The sequence below is a fragment of the Neobacillus niacini genome (assembly GCF_031456445.1).
In the GTDB taxonomy this organism is placed as follows: Bacteria; Bacillota; Bacilli; order Bacillales; family Cytobacillaceae; genus Neobacillus; species Neobacillus niacini_I.
In genome coordinates this window covers 19,041-39,915 of sequence record NZ_JAVDUQ010000038.1, presented here as the reverse complement: position 1 = coordinate 39,915, position 20,875 = coordinate 19,041, and the positions used below count along the sequence as shown (strand labels likewise).

Genomic DNA, 20,875 nt, shown 5'->3' with positions numbered 1-20,875 from the left:
ATAAATTATTAGGCTGGTATGGTAAAATTGGGTGGAATTTTCCAGTTTTATTAATGAGGGGAGGCACCTAGTATATGAAGCTAACCATTTTGCATATAGAAGATGATCAAGAAATTGGCTCATGGGTAAGCAAATTTTTAACAGATTGTGGATATGAAGTCATTTGGATTACATCTGGTCATGAGGCAATGAAGCATATCGAGCGGGCTGATCTTGTTATTTTGGATATTATGCTGCCGGGTTTAGATGGATATACAATCGGTCAGCGTCTGAAGCAGAAGTACCCGAATACGCCAATCATGATGCTATCGGCAAGAACTTCAATGGAAGATAAGTTACAGGGACTCACTTTCGCGGATGATTATATGACAAAGCCTTACCATCCTGATGAGTTAGCTGCACGTATTCAAGTATTAGTAAGGCGATTAGGAATTGTTTCACCGGAAATTATTCAGGTCATGCACTTGCGAATTGATCAGAAGGCAAACCGTATTTTGAATACAATTTCGAAAACAGACATCGTTTTGACCGGGAAACAATTTCATATATTTATGTATTTATTAGACCACTTGAATCAAATATTGACGAAAAAACAAATCTACGAAGCAGTGTGGGGAGATCCATACATTGAAGGGGATAAAACATTAATGGTTCACATACGCCACTTGCGTGAAAAAATAGAGTTGGACACAAGTAATCCGCAAATTATTGAAACAATCAGGGGGATTGGATATAGGATGAGATCATGAATATCATACAATCTTTAATGACTAGATATTTGTTTCTTATTTTATTTGCTTTAGTCCTTTTTCCTCTTATTCCAGCCATTTATTATTCTCCTCTTCTATTCAATAAAGTATTGTACGATCCAGAGGAAATAGAAGATATATGGAAACGGGAGGCAGCTCAATTAGCTGGTCAGGAAGGGGAGGTAATTCATCACCGTCTTCAGTCTATAAAAAATAAGTATCCAAAGGCTGAGGTTTTCTGGATAAATGGAAGTGGCGAGTCTAAATTCATCGGAAATCGGTCTGCCGATATTCCTGAAAATTGGACATTTACCGATTCCCTTGTATTTATGGAAGAAAGCAAATTTCATGTGGATACGTTTTTACAAAATAAAGACCCTCAAAATATATATACCATTACGGAATTAATAGGAAACGATCCTAGGCAAGGGGTAATGGTTCTTCAAGTTCCGATCACTGACACAAATCTTGGCAGTATTTCTCTATACGAAGACTTTCCATTCGTGATATTTTTTATCTCTATTAGTGGAGCTTTTCTATTAATCTCCTGGTTTTTCTTCTTTAATATACGCAAACGGCTTGTTAGGCTTCAATTTGCGATGTCTGTGACGGGAGATGAAGGGATCCCTGATGAAGTCGTGATTAGAAAAATGGACGAGATTGGAAGGCTGGAAGGTGCTTTTAACGAGATGATCAACCAGTTGAAGTGCAGCAGGGAGAGGGGGAAAAAGGAAGAAAATCTTAGAAAACAGCTAATCGCCAATATATCTCATGACTTACGAACACCTTTAACAGTCATGAGGCAGCACGTATATTCCGCAAAGAAATACCCAACATCCTCTGCAGAAATAGAATCACTTCAAATTGTTGAAAACAAACTAGATGATATGGACAAAATGATCAACAATCTTCTTTCTTACACACTGCTTTCAGCTGGTAAACATCCAATCGATATGCGAGACACGGATATATTGGATGAAGTTCGGAAAGTTATAGCGGAATGGTATCCTATATTCGAAGAGTATAGGTTTGAAATAGATATTGATTTACCAGAAAAATCGCTGATATGGAAGGTAGACTCTATTTGGTTTAAAAGTATTTTGGACAACCTAATTCAAAATGTCACTCGACATGCTCGCTCAGGACGATATATTGGAATTCAAACCGTGGAACGACATGGATCAACCTTCATTGTTATTAAGGACAAGGGAGATGGCTTTGGCCAAGAATCTGAAGATAAAGGTGCTGGAATTGGACTTTCAATCGTTTCGCTCATGATGAAGGAAATGAATTTAGATTGGGAAATTTCCACTTCTTCAGAGGGAACCAGCATTTATTTGGGGATGAAAACTTAAACAAATCTTTAACTTGAAGTCATCTTAATGAACACCTTTGCAGTCTATCCTTTTTATAAGTACAAATAGAAAGGATTGTGTTCAAATGGAGATTAGTACTCACTTAAAGGGGGAGTTGAAGAAGAAGTATTGAAATTGAAACATGATTTCTAAATATTTTGTATATTAACTAAGGGAATAAACAGGGGGGATAAATTTGGATAAGGTTCTTTTATCTAAAGGTCTAAAGGAAAAAGAAGGGGATCAGAAATGACGATCATCACCTACTCCCGAGAACAGGGAACACTTATTGAGGGTACCGCCCTTCCGGCGGCCGAGGTGACGACATGGCAGTAACGGCAGAGCGGGCAACCCCACGATTGATGAAAATGCGTAGAATCTGCGGTTATGGCGCTGCCATAGCGGTGACTCCGTATCTGCTGATCAAAATCGCCTGGACTTTCGGGCTCTTTCTTCCGACAGAGCAAATGGGCGATGCCAGTTGGCGAGCGATTAACGCAGCTACCGTGGTTGTCGCCGCGGTCGGCATCCTGCTGGCGATGGCGTTCTGTAGGCCGTGGGGTGAACGGCTGCCCGCGTGGCTGGTGGCTCTGCCCGTGTGGTTGGGTACCGGTCTTCTCGTGCCCATGCTGTTGCTAGTACCGGTCCTTGGCCCGGCCGCCATGACCCGAGATAAGGAAGCAGGCGCCACCGACTTCTGGGTCTACGAGCAGGTCTTCGTTATGGTCTCTCTGGTCGGGGTCGGTATTTGCCTGCCGCTAGCTTTGGCAGGGTACGCCAAGGCGCGGTGGCCGGAGGCGCTGGGCGGTCCGATCGACTGCGGGGAGCTGACGGGACACACCCGGCAGCTGCAGATCACCCTGGGCAGGATTGTCGCAGCCGGCTGCATTCTGCTCGGCGTCATCAAGGTGTTCTGGGCGATGGGCGGCACCCTCGGCATCGACCCGGGCATGCTGGATGACCGTGATCTGTGGTGGCACCTGCTGACGTTGAGTACCGGCGGGTGGGCCTTCGCGGGGGCGTGGGGCCTGCTAGTGCTGACCACCCGCCGCGGGTCGAGGAGGTTCCTGCCCCCCATGGTGGCGGCATGGATCTCGTCGGGAATGCTGTTCTCTTATAACCTCTTTTCCGTCATTCGCCCCGATTTCCAGTCCACCCCGGAGTACCCGCTGGCACGGGTGCTATCCACAGAGGCCGGCATTGTACTGGGAATGATGATGGGGATGATCATCCTGCTGGTACTGCACGACCGCCGGCGAGCCCTGATGAGGTAGGAGTAATGGGGAGACTATTCTCAGGGGAACTAATAGGAACTTTAATTAGTAACGAAAAAACACCGTTAATGGAAGAATAGAACTAAAAATCTTATAACTCTGTTTTTCTATATTTTTATTGAAGTAATGTAACATGTGTTAGTACTTAAAGGATATAAAGAATAAAAAGGCAAGACCTGAGTTCGATGATTAACCGGACTCAGGTCTTTTTGTATGATGGTAAGCCTTGCTCCACACTCTTGTCCTTTTTTGCTGTAAATTGCAAACTACCGGAGCACTTTAGGACAACTCAAGGTCGAAATTCTAGTTATTTTGGGATATTTGCCGTCATAAGATGAGGTGAAAGGGAAAATCAGACACTCTTTTGAAAGAAGATAATAATCGCAAAAGCCAATAAAGGAGGGATAAACATGTGGATAAAACCTGAGTATAAGGTGATTAATACAGCTTCAGAGGTGACAATGTATATCTACATTGGCAAGTAGCATGAACACGGCTTGCCTCTTTTAAATCTTTTAAAACGGTTTAACAAAACAACGGAGGTTGTGCGAATGAGATGGAACCGTTACCTAAAATCACTGATAGGCGCGATTATTGGATGTGTAACCGCTGGAGGGTGGCTGGTTGTCGATCTCCTACTTCCTGATCCGATCGGTGACTATATATTATTTCCTCTTATGGGTCTAACCAATATTGTGATTGGATGGCAAGTTGGAAGGTTATTGGGGAAACGGAAGGAAATGGGTAATAACGATGCACAACTCACAAGTGAAAGGACTGAAGGCAAATTCGAATTAGAGTCTTAGGAACAGCGGCGGGAGGAGGTTTTCCGCAGTGGAATTGCGCCTGCTCTAATTGTCGTGGTGTTCGCGAAGGAAACGATGCACTTAAACCGTTATTACAATCTTCTCTTGCAGTAAGTGACAATGAAACGGATTGGTACCTCATCAATGCTGGACCGGATGTACACAGGCAAATTGAATCATTTGCCAAGTTGCATCCGGGACCTGGAATACGGGAGACCCCGCTGGCTGGTGTTATTTTAACAGATGCTGAACTTGACCATACAATTGGACTATTGTCACTGCGGGAAGGTTCTTGTTTGACCATCTACGGAACCGACACTGTAAGAAGGTGTTTGCAGTCCGCCTTTCCCGTGTTCCAAATGTTAAAAAACTATTGCTCATGGGAATGGCAGTCTCTTCACCCCGATTTCGAGCAAAAGCTTGGTCCACTTGGGGATGGAACCATAACCGTTCAAACAATCCCCGTTTCAAAAAAACCACCGCTTTATGCCCAGTCAGACAAGGAAGGGAAATCTCCGGAAGATTTATGGGAGGTCGGGTTGGTTCTCCATAATGAGCGTTCAGGGAAATGTCTTGCTTACTTTCCTACATTATTAAGGATTACCCCAGCAATAGAAGCTTGCTTGCGGAAAGCGGATATCTTAATGGTCGAAGGAACTTTTTGGTCAGAAGATGAATTGGTCAAGATAGGGGCAACGGAACGGGATGCAGGTAGCATGGGACATTTACCCATAAGCGGTCCGGCGGGTATCGCAGAGAAGTTAGCTTCCTATCCAGCTGAGCGAAAAATCCTGATCCACATTAATAACAGCAATCCTATTTTAAGGCAGGGCTCCAGCGAAAGGTATAAATTGGAACAACTTGGATTTGAGATTGCCTGTGACGGAATGGAAATGGAGGTGTGATGGATGCTGGAACAAGGTGGAATTGTCAGCCGGGAAAAAGTATCTTTCCAAAAAAGTGAAAAGCCTTGGACAAAAAACGAATTCACAGAGCGACTAAAGGATGTCGGCCGTTCGTTTTATCATGACAAACATCCTTTTCATATCGCAATGCATCAAGGAAAATTAAGCAAGGAACAAATTCGCGGCTGGGTGGCTAACCGGTACTACTATCAGAAGTCGGTTCCGATTAAAGATGCAGCCATCTTGTCAAATCTGCCGTCAAGGGAGTTAAGACGTGAATGGATTGGGCGAATTATTGATCATGACGGCATGCATGGGGAAGATGGCGGCATTGAAGCATGGCTGCGATTAGGCGAGGCTGTAGGATTATCCCGGGAAGAAGTACTTCGGGAGAACCATGTTGTACCAGGCGTTCGTTTTTCTGTTGACGCCTATGTTAATTTTGCACGAACAAAACCGTGGATTGAAGCGGTTGCTTCCTCGTTAACTGAATTATTTTCACCGGATCTTATTTCAAAGCGAATGAAGGTGCTGGAACGATTGTATCCATGGATTGATAGTAGAGGCTTTGACTATTTTCAAAATCGCTTGACGCAAGCCCCGCGTGATTCGGATTGCGCCCTCAGGCTTGTATTGACTTATTGCGAAAGGCCGGAAGAACAATGGCGGGCTGTTAATGCTTTACGTTTCAAATGTGATGTGTTGTGGGCACAGCTTGATGCAATCGAAAAGGCTTATCCCGCTAAAGAGTGAAAGAGAGGTTATAAAGACAAGGAAAATCCATGATTGGTGGTGGAGCCAATTTTAACTGCCAGCTTTCCAAAACTTGCAGCAAAGGCACGGCTGAAATTTGATAAGGTAAGAGAAAAGTATCTTCTTTTATTGCCAGAGAGGGTTGTGGAATTGAACCAGTCCGCCGCATCGATCCTTACTCTATGTGACGGAAGCCAAACGGTATCCGCCATCACCGAAAAAATGCGGACTTCGCTGCTAACTGGTAAAGAAGAAATGGATACAAGTGAATTGCCAGATTTGAAAATGATGGAGGCAGACATTTCCGAGTTTCTTCGGGAGATGGAGGATCACGGATGGGTGGTGATCAATAAACATGGAACAGCCGATAAAGCAGAACAGCAATAGGATTCAACCTCCATACTCGCTGCTTGCAGAGTTGACCCATCGCTGTCCTTTACATTGTCCATATTGTTCAAACCCTATAAATATGACAAATAAGGCTATGGAACTATCAACTGAAGACTGGTTCCGGGTCTTGTCTGAGGCTGCCGATTTGGGAGTCGTGGAAGTCCATTTCTCTGGAGGGGAACCACTTTTACGCGACGACTTGGATCTCCTGATTCGCCATGCTCATTCATTAGAAATGTACATCAATCTCATTACAAGCGGTATAGGATTAACAACGGAAAAGGCCGTTCAGCTCAAAGAGGCCGGCATCGCTAATGTGCAGGTGAGCTTCCAGGCGGGTGAAGCGAAACTTTCGGATCTCATTGGAGGATATAAGGCCTTTGGGAAAAAACGCGAAGCTGCTATTGCAGTGAAAAAAGCTGAATTGCATTTGTCGTTAAATGTTGTATTACATCGGATGAATCTTGATTATTTAAATGAAATCATTAAGCTCGCTGAAGATATGGAAGCTGAACGTCTGGAGCTGGCGAACACACAGTATTATAATTGGGCCTTGCTCAACCGGGAACAACTGCTGCCAAGTTGGGAGCAGATTGAACGTGCACGTGAAATCTATGAAAATGCTAAATCACGTCTTGCGAAAAAAATGGAAATCATTTGGGTTATTCCGGATTATTACGAATCGGTACCCAAGCCTTGTATGGGAGGCTGGGGAACAATCGGCCTTACGGTAGCACCGAATGGGATTGTCCTGCCATGTCCAACCGCCGGGATGATTGACGGTTTATCCTTTGAAAATGCCCGTGAGGCATCGCTAGGGCATATTTGGTATGAATCAGAGTCTTTTAATCGTTTCCGTGGTGAAGCATGGATGCCCGAACCTTGTCGTTCATGTGAAAAGCGGCACCAAGACGGAGGTGGATGCCGTTGTCAGGCGTTTGCCTTAACCGGGGATGCCTTTGCGACAGATCCCGTCTGCCAATGGTCGCCAAACCATCATTTGATTGATACGGCTATACAGGGTGCCAATCACCAGCCTATGAAACAATCATCATCCATTATTTATCGGAGACATCTAGTGGAAAAAAACGCATCGAAAAGTCGGATAAAAAAATAAATAAATGTCAATTTTGCGCTAGAAGTGCCCTATACATAACCTTTAGCGCTTTTTTTATTTACACGTCTTGGTGTAAATTTAAAATTCACAATATTTACACAGATATTAAACACTAACAGGTGTATATTTAAGGTGAAAATAGGATTCTGAAAGGAGTGTACATAAATGCAAAAAGAGTTGACCTATGAGGATATTCAAATAGGGGATAGCGCTGCTTTTTCCAAAACCATTTCTGAATTTGATATTTATCAATTTGCAGGTCTTACAGGTGACTTTAACCCCATGCACATTGACGAGGAATTTGCTAAAAATACTTTTTTTAAGGAACGAATTGCCCATGGACTATTAACGGGAAGTTTTATTTCCACTGTTCTTGGCATGAAGCTTCCTGGACCTAACTCGATCTATCTGTCTCAAAACTTTACATTTACAGCTCCTGTCAAAATGGGTGATACCATTAAAGCAATCGTAGAAGTAGTGGAAAAACGGGATGACAAGAAATTAATTAAACTAAAAACGCAGATATGGAATCAACGCGAGGAATTGGTTGTAGATGGTGAAGCTCTGGTAATGAAGAAATATTAAGAAAACAGAAAGGGGATTGGGATGGAGAAATCATTTAATCAATGGTTGAAGATAAAAAAGAAAGAGCCGGAAGATGTGTTATCCTTCATTCGGGATGGAGATGATCTCATTCTTCCTATTGCCAATGGAGAACCTAAAGTATTAATGGATATGATAGAGGAGCATGCTGATCACTTTCAGAATGTTAGAATTCATCAAATGCATGCATTAAAGGAACGATCGTATATCCATGGAAGAATGAAACCATCTCTGTCGTATGTTGCCTATTTTTTAAGTGAAGCTTCTCGGATGGCTTTTTTACAAGGGCAGTGTGAGCTTGTTCCCAATCACTTTCATGAAGTCCCACGTCTATTGCGTGAATCGACGAAGACTTCTCTGGTTTTATCCTGTGCATCTCCAATGGATGAGCATGGTTTCTTCTCCTTAGGTACACAAGCGGATTATGTCGCTTCTTTTATAGGGAAAGTTCCTTTTTTCTTAGAGGTCAATGAACAGATGCCGAGAACCTTTGGATCCAATCAGATCCATATTAGTCAAATAGAAGGGTATATTCCTGTTAATTATCCTTTACATGAAGTTTCTTCCCCTTCTATCACGGAAATAGATCAACGCATAGCATCCTTTATTACAGAGCAAATCGAGGATGGATCTACCATTCAATCCGGCATTGGGGCAATTCCAAATGCAGTCATAAGTTTGTTAAATAATCATAAAAACTTGGGGATACACACAGAGTTATTGTCTGACGGAGTGGTTGATTTAGTAGAAGCGGGAATTGTAAATGGACTCGAGAAAAAAACATATCCTGGGAAAATTGTCGCAACTTTTGCATTAGGAACCAAAAAGTTATATGAGTTTATTCACGAAAATACTGGGGTTGAATTTCTCCCTGTTGAAGTGGTTAATGATCCAAGGGAAATAGCAAAAGAAGACAAAATGATTTCCATTAATGCAACAACAGAGGTCGATTTCTTCGGTCAATGTGCGTCGGAGACAATTGGTGGTAAATATTATAGTTCGAGTGGAGGACAAGTGGATTTTGCATTAGGAGCTCGCCTTGCTAAAAAGGGAAAAGGTTTTATTTGTCTGCATTCAACTACAAAAGATGGTTCTATCTCAAGAATTCACCCTTGTCTGACTCCCGGATCAGTAGTAACGACTTCCAAAAATGATGTCGATCGTGTCGTAACTGAATATGGTATTGCAGAGTTACGAGGAAAAAGTATTTCACAACGATCAAAGGAATTAATCAAAATTGCTCATCCAAAGTTTCGTGAGGAATTGGCATATGAAGCGAAAAGGCTCGGATTTATTATTTAAATGAGAGCATAATTTAGGGATAACAATTCATTTTCAATTTTGTATAAATGACAGTGCCGCTTGGAACTCTATTAAGTAAGTGAAACCAGAACATCCCAGATATTATATTTACTAAATTGTATTCAGGAAGAATAGAGAAGAAGTGGTACAAATGAAGTTTAAGCTTGGTAAGAAGGTTGATCATGCAGCAGGGCAAACTCATCCGGCGGCCAGAAAACTCATGCTGGTCAATGCAATAAGAAGTATCGGACAAGGCATGCTGGTTGTGGATTTGGCGCTATACCTTGATGCCTTAGGGTGGAGTACGGCGGAGATTGGTAGTGTACTTGCAGCCGGGGGTTTACTTGGCGTTGGACTAGCACCATTCATCGGTATTTATAGTGATCGCTTTGGGAGAAAACCGTTTATCCTTTTTTCTGAACTATTAACCGCCGGATGTGCATTGATAGGAGTATTATCAACAGACGCTATTTGGTTATTTATCGCAATTGCCCTTTCTGGCTTTGGGAAGGCGGACGCTGGTTCAGCAAGTCCATGCGCCCCGGCGGAGCAGGCCTGGCTGGCGAGCTATATCCCAACAACAGAGCGTGGAAAAATCTACAGTCTAAATAATGCCCTCAGCTTTTTCGGAATGGCTACGGGCGCGGTGTTGGCGGGGACTATGCCTTTATGGGAAAATAAACTTCAAGAATTATCTGGTTATCGACTCGTATTCTGCTTTATTTTCGTTTTATCACTTGTTACTACATCTATTATTTTAACTATTCAGGAAAAGAAATTGGGTAGACAACAAGGATACATAAAAGAGAATTCCGGAAATCAAGAAAAGAAAATTTTACAGGAAGAAAATGCAGCGGTCTTGAAGCTGGCCGGAATTAATATTCTGAATGGGATTGCCATCGGATTGACGGGGCCGATGATGTCTTATTGGTTTTCGGCGAAATTTGGGGCAAGCAATACACAAATTGGGAGCACATTAGCGGTTACATTTATCGCGACAGGTGTTACCTCCATGTTGCAGGCAAGATTATCCCAAAAACATGGGACAATCCGTTCCATTGTGTTGGTTCGTTTCATAGCCAGTCTGTTGTTAATTCTCATGCCCTTACTATCTTCTTATCTCCTCGTTTCTGTCTTATATATCATTCGAACGGCTTTAAACCGAGGCACACAAGGGGCACAGCAAGCGCTAAGTGTCAGTTTGACACGGGACATGCGCCGCGGTTTTGCATCAAGCATCAATATCTTTTCAATCAGGCTGCCCATATCGATTGGACCGTATTTCACAGGCTATCTTTTTGGACTGGGTTCACTGTCCCTGCCTTTTTACATAGCTTCCGGTTTACAATTGAGTTTTGCTTATTTATATGGAAAAATCTTCAACGCCTACGAAATTCGGATGAAATCTCATGCTACTTCTGGGTGAAAAAAATAAACAAATTAAAAAGATGTGAAATCAAAGTGATTTCACATCTTTCTATTCATAACGAATTATCCAATTTTACGGTCCATTACTGATTTTGCTTTTTTGCCAAACAATGTCTCCATAACAGGGTTGTTTCTTTCCTGTGCCCGTTTTGCAAAAATTGGATTTAAGATCAGGATGAACAGAATATTAACGATAAGCCCCCAAAATCCTTCATAGACTCCGAATGATTGGTGGGTGGCATAAAGAACAGCGATCACGACCATCCCTGCGATAAACCCGGTAAGGGCTGCTTCTTTTGAAAGCTTTCTCCAGTATAAACTGAAAACGACAGCAGGGAAAATTTGAACAATACCCGAAACACCCATTAATTGTAAGGAAATTAGGGCATTTGGGAATAATAGACCAAATAATAAAGCAAGTCCAATAACAACAAATACCATGTAACGAGTAACCATTGTCATCCTGGATGATGACGCTTTTGGATTAATGACATCCCGGTAGATGTTGTTAGCAAATAAACTTGATGCCCCAATGGCCATAATTGAACAAGGGACTAAGGATGCCAATGCAATCGTAGAATAAGCCAATCCCTGCATGGTTCCGCCATAGGATTGATGAATGAGTTCTAGGAAGGCGAAACGCGGATCTGCTCCTTTGGGAAGAACCAAAAAGGCTGCAATCCCTAAAAATGTAACGAGCATTAAAACAATGTTATAGAAAGGCAAAACAATTGCATTTTTTCTTAATGATTCACCGCTTTTTGAACTGAATACACCCGTAGCAGTATGAGGCCACATAAACAACGCCATTGCCGAAATCAGTGCTGCGGTGGAGAACCAAAGCATCCCTTTCGGACCTGATGTTGGTAAAGTAAGCATATGTGGTGATTTAACAGCTGCTGTTTGCATCATATGGCCCCAGCTTCCAAAGTGAATGGTTGGAATGGAAACGACCATGTACAACATAATTACCCAAACTAAAATATCTTTAATAATCGCCGTATAGGTTGGTGCTTTAATCCCGGCAAAGAATGTATAGAATGCAACAAGTAAGAAGGATACAACTACAACAAATGTAATATTAATATAGCCTGTACCTGCAATTCTTAATGTATCTTGGATCCCGCTTAATTGTAAATCAATATACGGAATCAACATTAATACACCGTTAATCGCAATTAAGACCGAAAATAATTTACTATCAAATCGACCTTTAATATAATCGGCAAGTGTAGTAAAATTATGTTCCTTACCGACCTTCCAAATTTTTGGCAAAAAGAAGTAGGCAAGTGGATAGGCTAAAACGACATAGGGCGTCGCAAAAAATGCGATACTTCCACCAGAATAAGCGGAGCTGGTCAATCCTAAAAAGGTATACGCTGTATAAACGTCTGCTCCAATCAGAAACCATACGAACAAGCTGCCTAATCGACGCCCTCCGACAGACCATTCTTCAACAGAACTGCGTGATTCTTTACTTCGGCCTGCATAAAAACCAATACCGATCACAATCAAGACAATGATAGAAGTGACAATAAGAGCGGTTAAATTCCCTTTCATTCTCCAACTTCCCCCCTAGACTTCTGAATTTTATAAACTACCCATGTAAATACTGGAGTAAGAATCATCCAGATGAGAAGCCAAAAATGAAATAATGGAAAACCTAGAATCATAGGGTGAATCTTATTCACTAATGGCAACGCTACCAATTGTGCGAGAAAAGGGATTAGGACTAATACAAATATGACTGCTTTCAAGTGTACTGCCTCCTTTGAATGCGTTTTCATTTTCTGGATTAATTATATCAAGGCAGTTTAGGAGGCAATTCCTTTTGTTCTTATCATGTTGAAAAACGTTTGTAAGATGTTATAATTCCACTTTTTCACGTAATTCCTTCACATAATTACGGCTGACAGGCACTTCCGATTGTAACTGGTCGTTCATAATGAGATTATAGGATCCGCTAAACCAAGTTCTTAGTTCTTTAATATGTTCTAGGTTGACCAAATAGCTTTTGTGAGTACGGAAAAAGGAAAAACGTTCAAGTTTTTCAAACAATTCATTAAGTGTAAAGAGTGCCTTCATGGTTTTGGTTTTTGTATGAATGATCACTTCACGCCCTTGTTTCTCAATAAAATAAATTTCCTGTGGTACTAAATAAGTAATTCCATTTTCTGTTTCGATGGCCAATTTATTTTTAGAATGAGTAGTATTAAGCTGGGATTCCTTTAACGCATCGGAATAGGTGTCAAATACTTTTAAAAGATCCTCTAAATCATAAGGCTTTAAAAGATAATGAAAGGCACGCAATTTAAAGGCTTCAATCGCAAAATGGTCATAGGCGGTTAAAAAGACAATTTGTACAGTGACGTCTAATTCGTTGATCAGTTCTGCCACTTGCAAACCGGTTAAATCGGGGAGTTTAATATCCAAAAACATAAGATCCGGTTTTAGCTCTTTTACCTTTTTGACCGCCTCTATTCCAGTGGATGCCTCAGCAACTAGTTCTACCCCCGATATTTCTCCAAGCATATAGACCAACTCTTCCCGAGCAGGCTGCTCATCATCGACAATTAATACACGTGCTTTCATCCTAAACCACCTCTAGCTTTTATTTTGTTTCATCAATGGGTCGAATAAAGGATACTATGGTTCCTTTCCCTGTATGTGACTCTATCGAAAAATTGGAATTCTCCCCGAAATGATAGAGCAGACGCTGCTGGATATTGGCTAAAGCAACGCCCATATGTTCTTCTTGTTCTCCCTTTTCATGAGGAGAAGTTATTCCTTTTCCGTTATCCATCACACGAATCTGAACCCCATTCGTCATTTTTGTAACGCAAATTTTGATTAAACCATTGCTGCTCATTTCACTAATTCCATGTATGACCGCATTTTCTACTAATGGTTGAATCGTTAAAGGGGGAATCGTGTAGTCTAGACCCGTTTGATCTAGCTCCCACACAACCTCTAACCTTTCCCCAAATCTCGCCTTTACTAAACTTAGGTAAATTTCGACATGATCTAATTCCTCTTTTATAGAAATCAAATCTTGATTCCTATTTTGCATATTCTTTCGTAAGTATTTTGCCAGTTGTGTGATTAATTTTCTAGATTCATCAGGCGAAGTTCGAATCAGGGATTTAATCGTGTTTAATACATTAAATAAAAAATGTGGATCCATTTGCGCCTGAAGTGCTTTAATTTCAGCATTGGTCACTAAATGCGCCTGCCTTTCTGCTTCCGCCAAGGCATACTGCTGGCTGAACAATTGACTTAACCCTGTTAGAATGGCAGTCCCCTCAGCAAATCTATGATCTTGCTCCCTCTCATAAAACATGCGGAAGGAACCAATTTTTTTTGTACTATATTTTATAGGCAAATCGACTTCAAATGGGGTAATCACCCCTTGCTGAAATATTATTTTTTCTTTCTGATGAAAGGAAACACCAATTGCTGCTGTCTCCCGAATAAGAGCTTGGCCAATTTCCCGTACTGCTTCTTGAAGAGGTTTCCGCCAATAGGATAATGTCATTTCGGCAATTTGCAGTGCCTTTTGTGCATACTGAGCGCCAATTCTTTCTTCTTCAAGGGCCACTTGAATCAAAATTACAAAGAACGCAGCAACCCCAAGACTGTTGGAAAGAATTTGGGGGATCCCAATTAACAGAACAAGAGAAAGTGCTTTATCAAAAGGATGGGCAAGAAGTAAAATCAACAACATTTGTAATGTTTCAGCAAGAAGGCCAACCAAAAACGACATTTGTATCGAAGAAATATGCCGATATCTTTTTTTAAATGAATTTTTCAAGAGTCCGGAAAAAAGCCCCTGAAGGATAGGAGCAATCATGCAGGGTACAGCAACAAAGCCTCCTAAAAAATAGCGATGGATGCCAGCAATCAAACCGACACAAACTCCGGCTCGCACCCCGCCAAATAATCCGGCAATCACGACGCCGATGGTTCTTGCGGTAGCAATGGCCTCCCAGCCTGAGATATTATGGATCCAGGGTGTTTCATGAAAGCCAAGCTCCGTTACCGGTAGACCCGAATAGGTGCCTAATATGGCAAAAAAGCTAAATAATAAAATAAAATACCATATATTTTGCTTTTCTCCTTGATAATTCATAAAATGGCGGAGCCTTTGCTGCCTCGAAAGCAAAAAGGCCATCGCGATCAGGAAACCTACACGCTCCACTTGTTCGGCTAAAAGGTAAAGCATCGGTAAAAAGACCTCCAGTTGAAAGAAAAGGGGGAGTGTCTGGCCCCCCACCCGAATTCCATCATACGAATAGTAATTTGGTATAGAATCCCAAAAACATGCTCACCTTATTCTACCTCACTTTTTGTTCGGTCTTAAATAAAAAAAACCCCATTTAGGGGTGTGAAAATAAATCATTAAATTATCCTTTAATTTCGCTATGAATATAGCCCTTATCCGTTAGGTAAACTTCAAACCACTGGTATCTTGTGGATTTAAACCATTCGTAATGCGGCAAATAAATAACATAGCTTAATAGACCATCAGCATCGAGTATCGATTTAAAGATTTTTGCTGTCCCATACCCAAATGTCCGATCAAGATACCCTTCAATTCCTTCCCTGATGATTCTTTTTCTGTTTTCCTTTTCTTCCTGATTTAACTCAAACAACCCGTTAATAAAAGCGCTCAACAGAAAGATTGTGACAGGAATTAATACCACAAAAACGATGAATTTTAACAATACAACCGCCTCCTAATCTTGCCTTTTAGTCTTATCTGTATTTGATTATGCCATCTCTCATCTACAAATGGTGTTACAAATAATCGAACATTTTTATATAGAGCTGATTTTTAGGTTAAGTGGTTAAAATTTGAGAAGGTTTTAAGGAAGAAGGGAATAGAAAGTCAGTTTCATTACCCAATCGAGCTGGTTTAATGGCGGTACGGATAAAGGGTTTATTATCATCCCTTGTGAACTTATTGACCGAAGCGGTGAAAAACTAAAAGAAATCGTCCTTTCAGTATGCAGAGCTTTGAGGGCTGGGTGAGGAATTTATTCAGTGGGTTCACGAGGCAAATACCTTTTGCTCAACGAATACACCACTTTTTGAAAATAAACCTCATTGGATTGACTATAATGCAGGCATATTGCTTGAGCAATCAGCAGATGTGGTATTAAGAGATTTCATTAACTATTGTATCAAGGTTGCAAGTGGGGAGCTTGTCAATAACGAAAAAAATGATTTTAGAGAGAGTGCTATTTTTAAAACAGGGGTCACTTTATAAGGTTTATAAAAATGGGATGAGGTGCAGGACATGGAAAAGAACTTACTTTTCATTACTTGAAAAGGAGAAAATCATTGCTGTTTGTTCCCCGCTCTCATTTGGAATGTCCGGTAAGGAAGTTGTTTTGCGATAATAGAATAGCGAGTGAAGGAAGTTCTCTGAAAACGGAGGGCTTTTTTTGTTTTACGGCACCAAAATTAAAAAGATGTAAAACCTGATGGTTTGTGTTTCTTTAGAGTTAGAAATTGTATTTTGTCAATAAAATGATTAATATTATTAAATTTTTTTACGAATCTTCTGACACATATGTTTGGAAATGCTTCTTTATGTTTTTAAACCCTTCAAATTAATAGTTTTAAATAGTTTCTATTGGCACATATCTTGCGTTAACTTTTATCGAGTTACTTTATTAAATTAATGGAGGGAAAAAACATGATAGAACGTCAAATTCATTTTTATAGTGAAGGATAGCAGTTGTGAAGAGTGTGAATAACTTAAAGAAGGAATGGTGAAATTTTGTGATAAATGAAACCCTTACTGCCTATATTAAATCGGAATCACTAGACCAGCTTGATAACAGCACCTTTAAACTATTAAAAGAAGCGCTTGCGGACATTATCGCTTGTTCAATTGCCGGAAGTAATACAAAAGCGACCCAAATTGCGAAAGAATTTGCAATGTCGCAATGGGGAACAGGAAGGAGCTCACTTTTCTTGTTTCCTGAAAAGTTAACAGCCGCAGGTGCCGCGTTTGTGAACTCAACGATGGCGAATGAGCTTGATTTAGATGACGGTCACCGTCTTACAAAAGGTCATCCAGGTGCTATTATTTTTCCAGCCGTCCTTGCTGCAGCAGAAGACTACAATGTAAGCGGGGAAAATTTTTTAACAGCACTTCTTGTAGGCTATGAAGTTGGCATCCGTGCTGGTATCCTAGCACATAAACTTCGACCTGAATACCACTGTACTGGTTCTTGGGGTTCAATTGGTGCTGCTGCAGGTGTATCACGAATGATTGGGCTTTCAAGTGATAAATTGGAACATGCACTTGGTATTGCTGAATATTTCGGTACATATTCACCGAGGATGCGTTGTATTGAATTTCCTTCAATGTTAAAAGACGGTATCAACTGGGGGTGTATGACAGGGATTAGTGCATCATACTTGGCAAAGGGAGGATATACTGGGATTCCATCATTATTTACAATGGAAGAAGCTGTAGAGCTAACGAAAGAGCTATGCACATATTACCGTATTAGAGAGCTTTATATCAAACCACATGCCTGCTGCCGTTGGGCACAGCCGGCAATTGAAGGTATTAAAGTGATTAAAGGTGAGTGTTCACTTTCAGCTGCCAATATTAAAAAAATCATAATTCATACTTTCACAGAATCAGCCACACTTTCAAAAAAATATCCGAAAACAACTGAGGAAGCTCAATATAACTTATGCTTCCCTGCTGCAGCTTATCTTGTATATGGTGAAGTAGGACCAAAGGAAGTATTAGACCAGCTCGACGATCCTTTAATTTTAAATATAATGGATAAAATCGAAGTAATTATTGATTCAGAATTTAATGAAGAGTTTCCGAAAAAAGCATTAAGTAGGGTTAAAATAATCACAATTGATGGTAGCGTATATCAATCACCAGTCATGCAGGCAAAAGGAGATTATGATTTTCCACTTACACCTGAAGAAAAGAAAGAAAAGTTTTTCTGGCTTACAACCCCACTTATTGGTGAAAGAGTAGCCTCTCAGTTATTTGATTTGATCCACAATGTTGAATCGTTAAAAAGAATTCGTGAACTAACGGAAGTTTTAGCATCAACTAAAGACAAATAAACTCCTTTTTTAAAAAAGGCCACCGTTTTTTTAATAGGCTATGCATACTGTTCTATTACTACAAAAACGTAGTCCAATCCTTTGAGAGTTAATTACAACCTTCAATAATATGTTGTCAATAAAATTATATATGCTGTTAAAATTTTTTTACGAATTTTCTGATATCTGTGTTTTAAAATGCCTTTTTTTATGCTTTTATATCTTCAAACTAGCAGTATTAAATATTTTTTTAATTGGCACATATCTTGCATTAACCTTTATTGAGTAACTTAATTAAATTATTGGAGGGAAAAGCATGATAGAACGTAAAATATATTTTTATAGTGAAGGATATAAGTTAGATGGAACAGTGTACCTTCCGGATAATTACAAGCAGGGAGAAAAACGTCCGGCAATTATTCCAAACTCTGGTTATAACGGATTTAATGAATTTTATCCAAAATTATTTGCAAAAAATTTAACAGAGGCTGGTTATGTATGCTTAGGCTTCGATTACCGTAGCTTTGCAAAAAGTGAAGGGGAAGAAGGTCGTGTAATCCTAGATGAACAGGTAGAAGACATTCAAAATGCTATTACATTCCTTTCCCTTCAAGAGGAAGTGGATCCAGACAGAATCGGAATCCTTGGCTGGGGAATGGGGGCTTCCAATGTTGTTCGTGTTGCTGCGAAAGACAAACGTGTTAAGGCAGTAGCTGCATTAAATGGGTTCTATAACGGTGAAAGATGGTTACGCTCAATTCATTCTTATGTTGAATGGAATGATATCTTGAAAGTTATTGAGGAAGACCGCAAGCAGCGTGTATTAACTGGTAAATCACAACTGGATCATCCGTTTATTCATTACCCGCTTGATCCGGCAACAGCTGATTATGTTGATAAAGAGCTGGCGATTCTTGCACCATTCGGACAGCAAACTGTTCTTCAGTTTACCGATTCCATTATTGGTATGAATGCTGAGGAGGCGGCAAAAAATGTCTCGGTACCGCTCTTTGTCGCACATGGTAAAGACAATTTATTGCATCCGGTTGACGAAGCTTACGGCTTATATGATGCAGCAAATGAACCAAAACAATTGTTTATTATAAATGGTAAACACAATGATTTTATGTATCATGAAGATGCCGTTTTCCAAGATTTAATCACTAAAGTAAAGAACTTTTTTAATCTTAATGTTGCTGGAAAAGTAGAAACTTCCAAACTAGTACAATTACAGCCTTAAAACTTAAACAAAACAGATGGCAAATTTTTTGCCATCTGTTTTTTCAAAGGGGAAGTGAACATGGGAATCAGGAAGCCTTTTAAAGCTGCAGTCATTGAATTTAATCCATGCCTAAATAATTTAGATGATAATATACATAACTTACTTCATGCGGTAACAGAAGCTGCAGAAAATGGAGCAAAATTAATTGTTACGCCCGAAATGGCGACAACAGGGTATCACTATGAAAACCGCCAAGCGATTCAAGCATTTGTTGATACCCTTCCTGGAAAAACAACGGAGGTTTTTGAAAAGGTTGCGAGAGAGTATCATACCCATATTGTAATTGGCATGGCAGAGGTTGATGAAGACGGAATACTTTATAATTCTGCTGCGCTTATTGGACCTGCAGGCTATATTGGTAAATATCGTAAAATTCATCTTTGGGCAGCGGAGGAAACATGGGCGAGCTGGGGGGATATGGGGGTCCCTGTATATGAGACGGAAATCGGCAATATTTCTATGATTATCTGTATGGATGCTAGTTATTTTGAAACAGCAAGACTTGCAGCTATTAATGGAGCGGATATCCTTTGCTTTCCAACAAACTCTACTGGAGGGACGCTATCCATGCTCCAGGCCTGGGCGGAGATGAATGGTTTATATGTATTGGGAGCAAACCGTTCGAATACTGAAAACGGCTATCATATGATTGGAACAAGTGCAATTTGGTCGCCGATGGGGGAAAAGCTTGCAGAAGCTGCATATGTTGAGGTGGAAAATGCGAAGGATGAACGAAGCATTTTTTACGCAGACATTGATCCAAGTGCGTATCATAATCCTGCGAAAGATCGGATGGCCAAACGAAGACCAAATCTTTATGGTGATCTAATGTTATATTCTGGACCTTGGAACGAAACAAGGCCTAAACAAATTTTGAATAAAAAAAAATGTTCAGCACTTTTACAATATACTCCGGTGATTGGGGAGAAAAAAGAAAATCTCAAGAAAATAAAAAGAATGATCTCAGAAGCGGCAATGAAGGCACTAGATAAGGGCTGTTCACTGGCGGTAGTCGTATGCCCTGAGCTCTCCTTAACTGGTCCTGTTCATTCACTCGACATAGGGACCATTCAGCAACTTGGAGAAATGGAAGGTGATGAGACATTCTGTGAAATGCAAGGGCTTGCAAGAATATTTAATCTGCACCTTGTGTTCGGTATGGTTGAAAAAGAAAAGCAGCATTTTTATAACTCGACATATGTAATGGCTCCTAATGGTGAAATAGCGGCTAAGGCTCGTAAAATTCATTTAACAGATGTAGATGAATGCTGGGCAGTCCCAGGGGAAGAGATTGTTGTGACGGATTTGAAGGGTATAGGTCGGGCTGGGCTTATGGTCGGATCTGATGCAGCGTATCCTGAGATAGCAGGAGTGATGGCGGTTCATGAGGTTGATTTTATTTTTATTCCGTCCAGCTGGTATGGGGAATTTGGCCAGACACTGTCACTGCATGAAAAAATGATGGAAAACAAATACCCAGCTAACTCAATGACAACATGGGATGCAATCGCCAGATTTTCGCAGGCCAAGACTTTAATAGCAAATTTCACTGGAACCAGTCTTGGTTGTAAGGGAGGAAGTGCTTTATATACGCTTGATCCAATTTACGGTGGTGACCTTCCGAAGGTCGCCTCGCCGGATAGGGAGGAAGTTCTTATCGTTCCTCTTAGTCAAAACACTGATGATTGGTGGTTTGACCAGCGAAAGCTTTTATTGACCCGGAGAACTCATTACTACCGGGATCTTATAAAAAAACAACCATTTAATCAAAATGCCATCGACCTATTCAACTCGGAAGTGTCGTTATTTAAAGGAATTTGAG

20 protein-coding genes and 1 pseudogene are annotated in these 20,875 nt (G+C 40.7%); 16 read left to right on the top strand and 5 right to left on the bottom strand.

Annotated elements, in window-relative coordinates; translation table 11 throughout:
* Positions 1-74 precede the first annotated feature (74 nt).
* From J2Y67_RS23185 to J2Y67_RS23135, 12 genes are all read left to right on the top strand, one after another.
* Positions 75-749 (top strand): response regulator transcription factor, encoded by a 675-nt coding sequence (locus tag J2Y67_RS23185; protein ID WP_310177798.1) that lies wholly within the window; start codon positions 75-77, stop codon positions 747-749.
* Positions 746-2,104, top strand: a complete 1,359-nt coding sequence (locus tag J2Y67_RS23180) for a sensor histidine kinase (RefSeq protein ID WP_310177797.1) — start codon at positions 746-748, stop codon at positions 2,102-2,104. The genes J2Y67_RS23185 and J2Y67_RS23180 overlap by 4 nt, the downstream gene beginning before the upstream one ends.
* Before the next feature lie 326 nt (positions 2,105-2,430).
* Positions 2,431-3,378: a hypothetical protein gene (locus J2Y67_RS23175; RefSeq protein WP_310177796.1), complete on the top strand. Its 948-nt coding sequence runs from the start codon at positions 2,431-2,433 to the stop codon at positions 3,376-3,378.
* 410 nt (positions 3,379-3,788) lie between these two features.
* Positions 3,789-3,863: a pyrroloquinoline quinone precursor peptide PqqA gene (gene pqqA / locus J2Y67_RS28115; protein ID WP_396954131.1), complete on the top strand. Its 75-nt coding sequence runs from the start codon at positions 3,789-3,791 to the stop codon at positions 3,861-3,863.
* 66 nt (positions 3,864-3,929) lie between these two features.
* Entirely contained in the window at positions 3,930-4,184 is a 255-nt protein-coding gene (locus tag J2Y67_RS23170; protein ID WP_310177795.1) for a hypothetical protein, read from the top strand.
* Positions 4,166-5,089, top strand: coding sequence for a pyrroloquinoline quinone biosynthesis protein PqqB (pqqB, locus tag J2Y67_RS23165; protein WP_310177809.1), 924 nt, complete (start codon positions 4,166-4,168; stop codon positions 5,087-5,089). The genes J2Y67_RS23170 and pqqB overlap by 19 nt, the downstream gene beginning before the upstream one ends.
* A 3-nt stretch (positions 5,090-5,092) precedes the next feature.
* Entirely contained in the window at positions 5,093-5,842 is a 750-nt protein-coding gene (gene pqqC / locus J2Y67_RS23160; RefSeq protein ID WP_310177794.1) for a pyrroloquinoline-quinone synthase PqqC, read from the top strand.
* Between the two features lie 36 nt (positions 5,843-5,878).
* A complete protein-coding gene (gene pqqD / locus J2Y67_RS23155; RefSeq protein WP_310177808.1) occupies positions 5,879-6,229 on the top strand; it encodes a pyrroloquinoline quinone biosynthesis peptide chaperone PqqD in 351 nt (116 codons plus the stop codon).
* Positions 6,198-7,349, top strand: a complete 1,152-nt coding sequence (gene pqqE, locus J2Y67_RS23150; RefSeq protein WP_310177793.1) for a pyrroloquinoline quinone biosynthesis protein PqqE — start codon at positions 6,198-6,200, stop codon at positions 7,347-7,349. Before pqqD ends, pqqE begins: the two co-directional genes overlap by 32 nt.
* Positions 7,350-7,514: 165 nt before the next feature.
* Positions 7,515-7,934 (top strand): MaoC family dehydratase, encoded by a 420-nt coding sequence (locus J2Y67_RS23145; protein WP_310177792.1) that lies wholly within the window; start codon positions 7,515-7,517, stop codon positions 7,932-7,934.
* 21 nt (positions 7,935-7,955) lie between these two features.
* Positions 7,956-9,254: an acetyl-CoA hydrolase/transferase family protein gene (locus J2Y67_RS23140; protein ID WP_310177791.1), complete on the top strand. Its 1,299-nt coding sequence runs from the start codon at positions 7,956-7,958 to the stop codon at positions 9,252-9,254.
* Between the two features lie 151 nt (positions 9,255-9,405).
* Positions 9,406-10,680: an MFS transporter gene (locus tag J2Y67_RS23135; protein WP_310177790.1), complete on the top strand. Its 1,275-nt coding sequence runs from the start codon at positions 9,406-9,408 to the stop codon at positions 10,678-10,680.
* A 65-nt stretch (positions 10,681-10,745) separates the two neighbouring features.
* On the opposite strand, the gene J2Y67_RS23130 is transcribed toward J2Y67_RS23135, so the two are convergent.
* The 5 genes from J2Y67_RS23130 to J2Y67_RS23110 form a co-directional block, all read right to left on the bottom strand.
* A complete protein-coding gene (locus J2Y67_RS23130) occupies positions 10,746-12,242 on the bottom strand; it encodes a sodium:solute symporter family protein (protein ID WP_310177789.1) in 1,497 nt (498 codons plus the stop codon).
* On the bottom strand, positions 12,239-12,439 hold the full coding sequence (locus J2Y67_RS23125; protein ID WP_396954128.1) for a DUF3311 domain-containing protein: 201 nt from the start codon (positions 12,437-12,439) through the stop codon (positions 12,239-12,241). Before J2Y67_RS23125 ends, J2Y67_RS23130 begins: the two co-directional genes overlap by 4 nt.
* Before the next feature lie 109 nt (positions 12,440-12,548).
* Positions 12,549-13,274 (bottom strand): LytR/AlgR family response regulator transcription factor, encoded by a 726-nt coding sequence (locus J2Y67_RS23120; RefSeq protein ID WP_310177786.1) that lies wholly within the window; start codon positions 13,272-13,274, stop codon positions 12,549-12,551.
* Positions 13,275-13,293: 19 nt separating this feature from the next.
* Positions 13,294-14,904, bottom strand: coding sequence for a LytS/YhcK type 5TM receptor domain-containing protein (locus J2Y67_RS23115; RefSeq protein ID WP_310177785.1), 1,611 nt, complete (start codon positions 14,902-14,904; stop codon positions 13,294-13,296).
* Positions 14,905-15,085: 181 nt separating this feature from the next.
* On the bottom strand, positions 15,086-15,406 hold the full coding sequence (locus J2Y67_RS23110) for a hypothetical protein (RefSeq protein WP_310177784.1): 321 nt from the start codon (positions 15,404-15,406) through the stop codon (positions 15,086-15,088).
* 347 nt (positions 15,407-15,753) lie between these two features.
* Between J2Y67_RS23110 and J2Y67_RS23105 the strand changes: the two are divergent.
* The 4 genes and pseudogenes from J2Y67_RS23105 to J2Y67_RS23090 form a co-directional block, all read left to right on the top strand.
* A pseudogene (locus tag J2Y67_RS23105) lies at positions 15,754-15,951 on the top strand (altronate dehydratase); the annotation flags it as partial.
* 518 nt (positions 15,952-16,469) lie between these two features.
* The gene (locus J2Y67_RS23100; protein ID WP_310177783.1) at positions 16,470-17,792 is read left to right on the top strand and encodes an MmgE/PrpD family protein; all 1,323 of its coding nucleotides are present in this window, start codon (positions 16,470-16,472) and stop codon (positions 17,790-17,792) included.
* Positions 17,793-18,087: 295 nt separating this feature from the next.
* Complete coding sequence (locus J2Y67_RS23095; RefSeq protein WP_310177782.1) at positions 18,088-19,011, top strand: alpha/beta hydrolase; 924 nt, start codon at positions 18,088-18,090, stop codon at positions 19,009-19,011.
* Positions 19,012-19,071: 60 nt separating this feature from the next.
* Positions 19,072-20,874 carry a nitrilase-related carbon-nitrogen hydrolase gene (locus J2Y67_RS23090; protein WP_310177781.1) on the top strand — a complete coding sequence of 601 codons (1,803 nt, stop codon included), beginning with the start codon at positions 19,072-19,074 and terminating at the stop codon, positions 20,872-20,874.
* Position 20,875 lies beyond the last annotated feature (1 nt).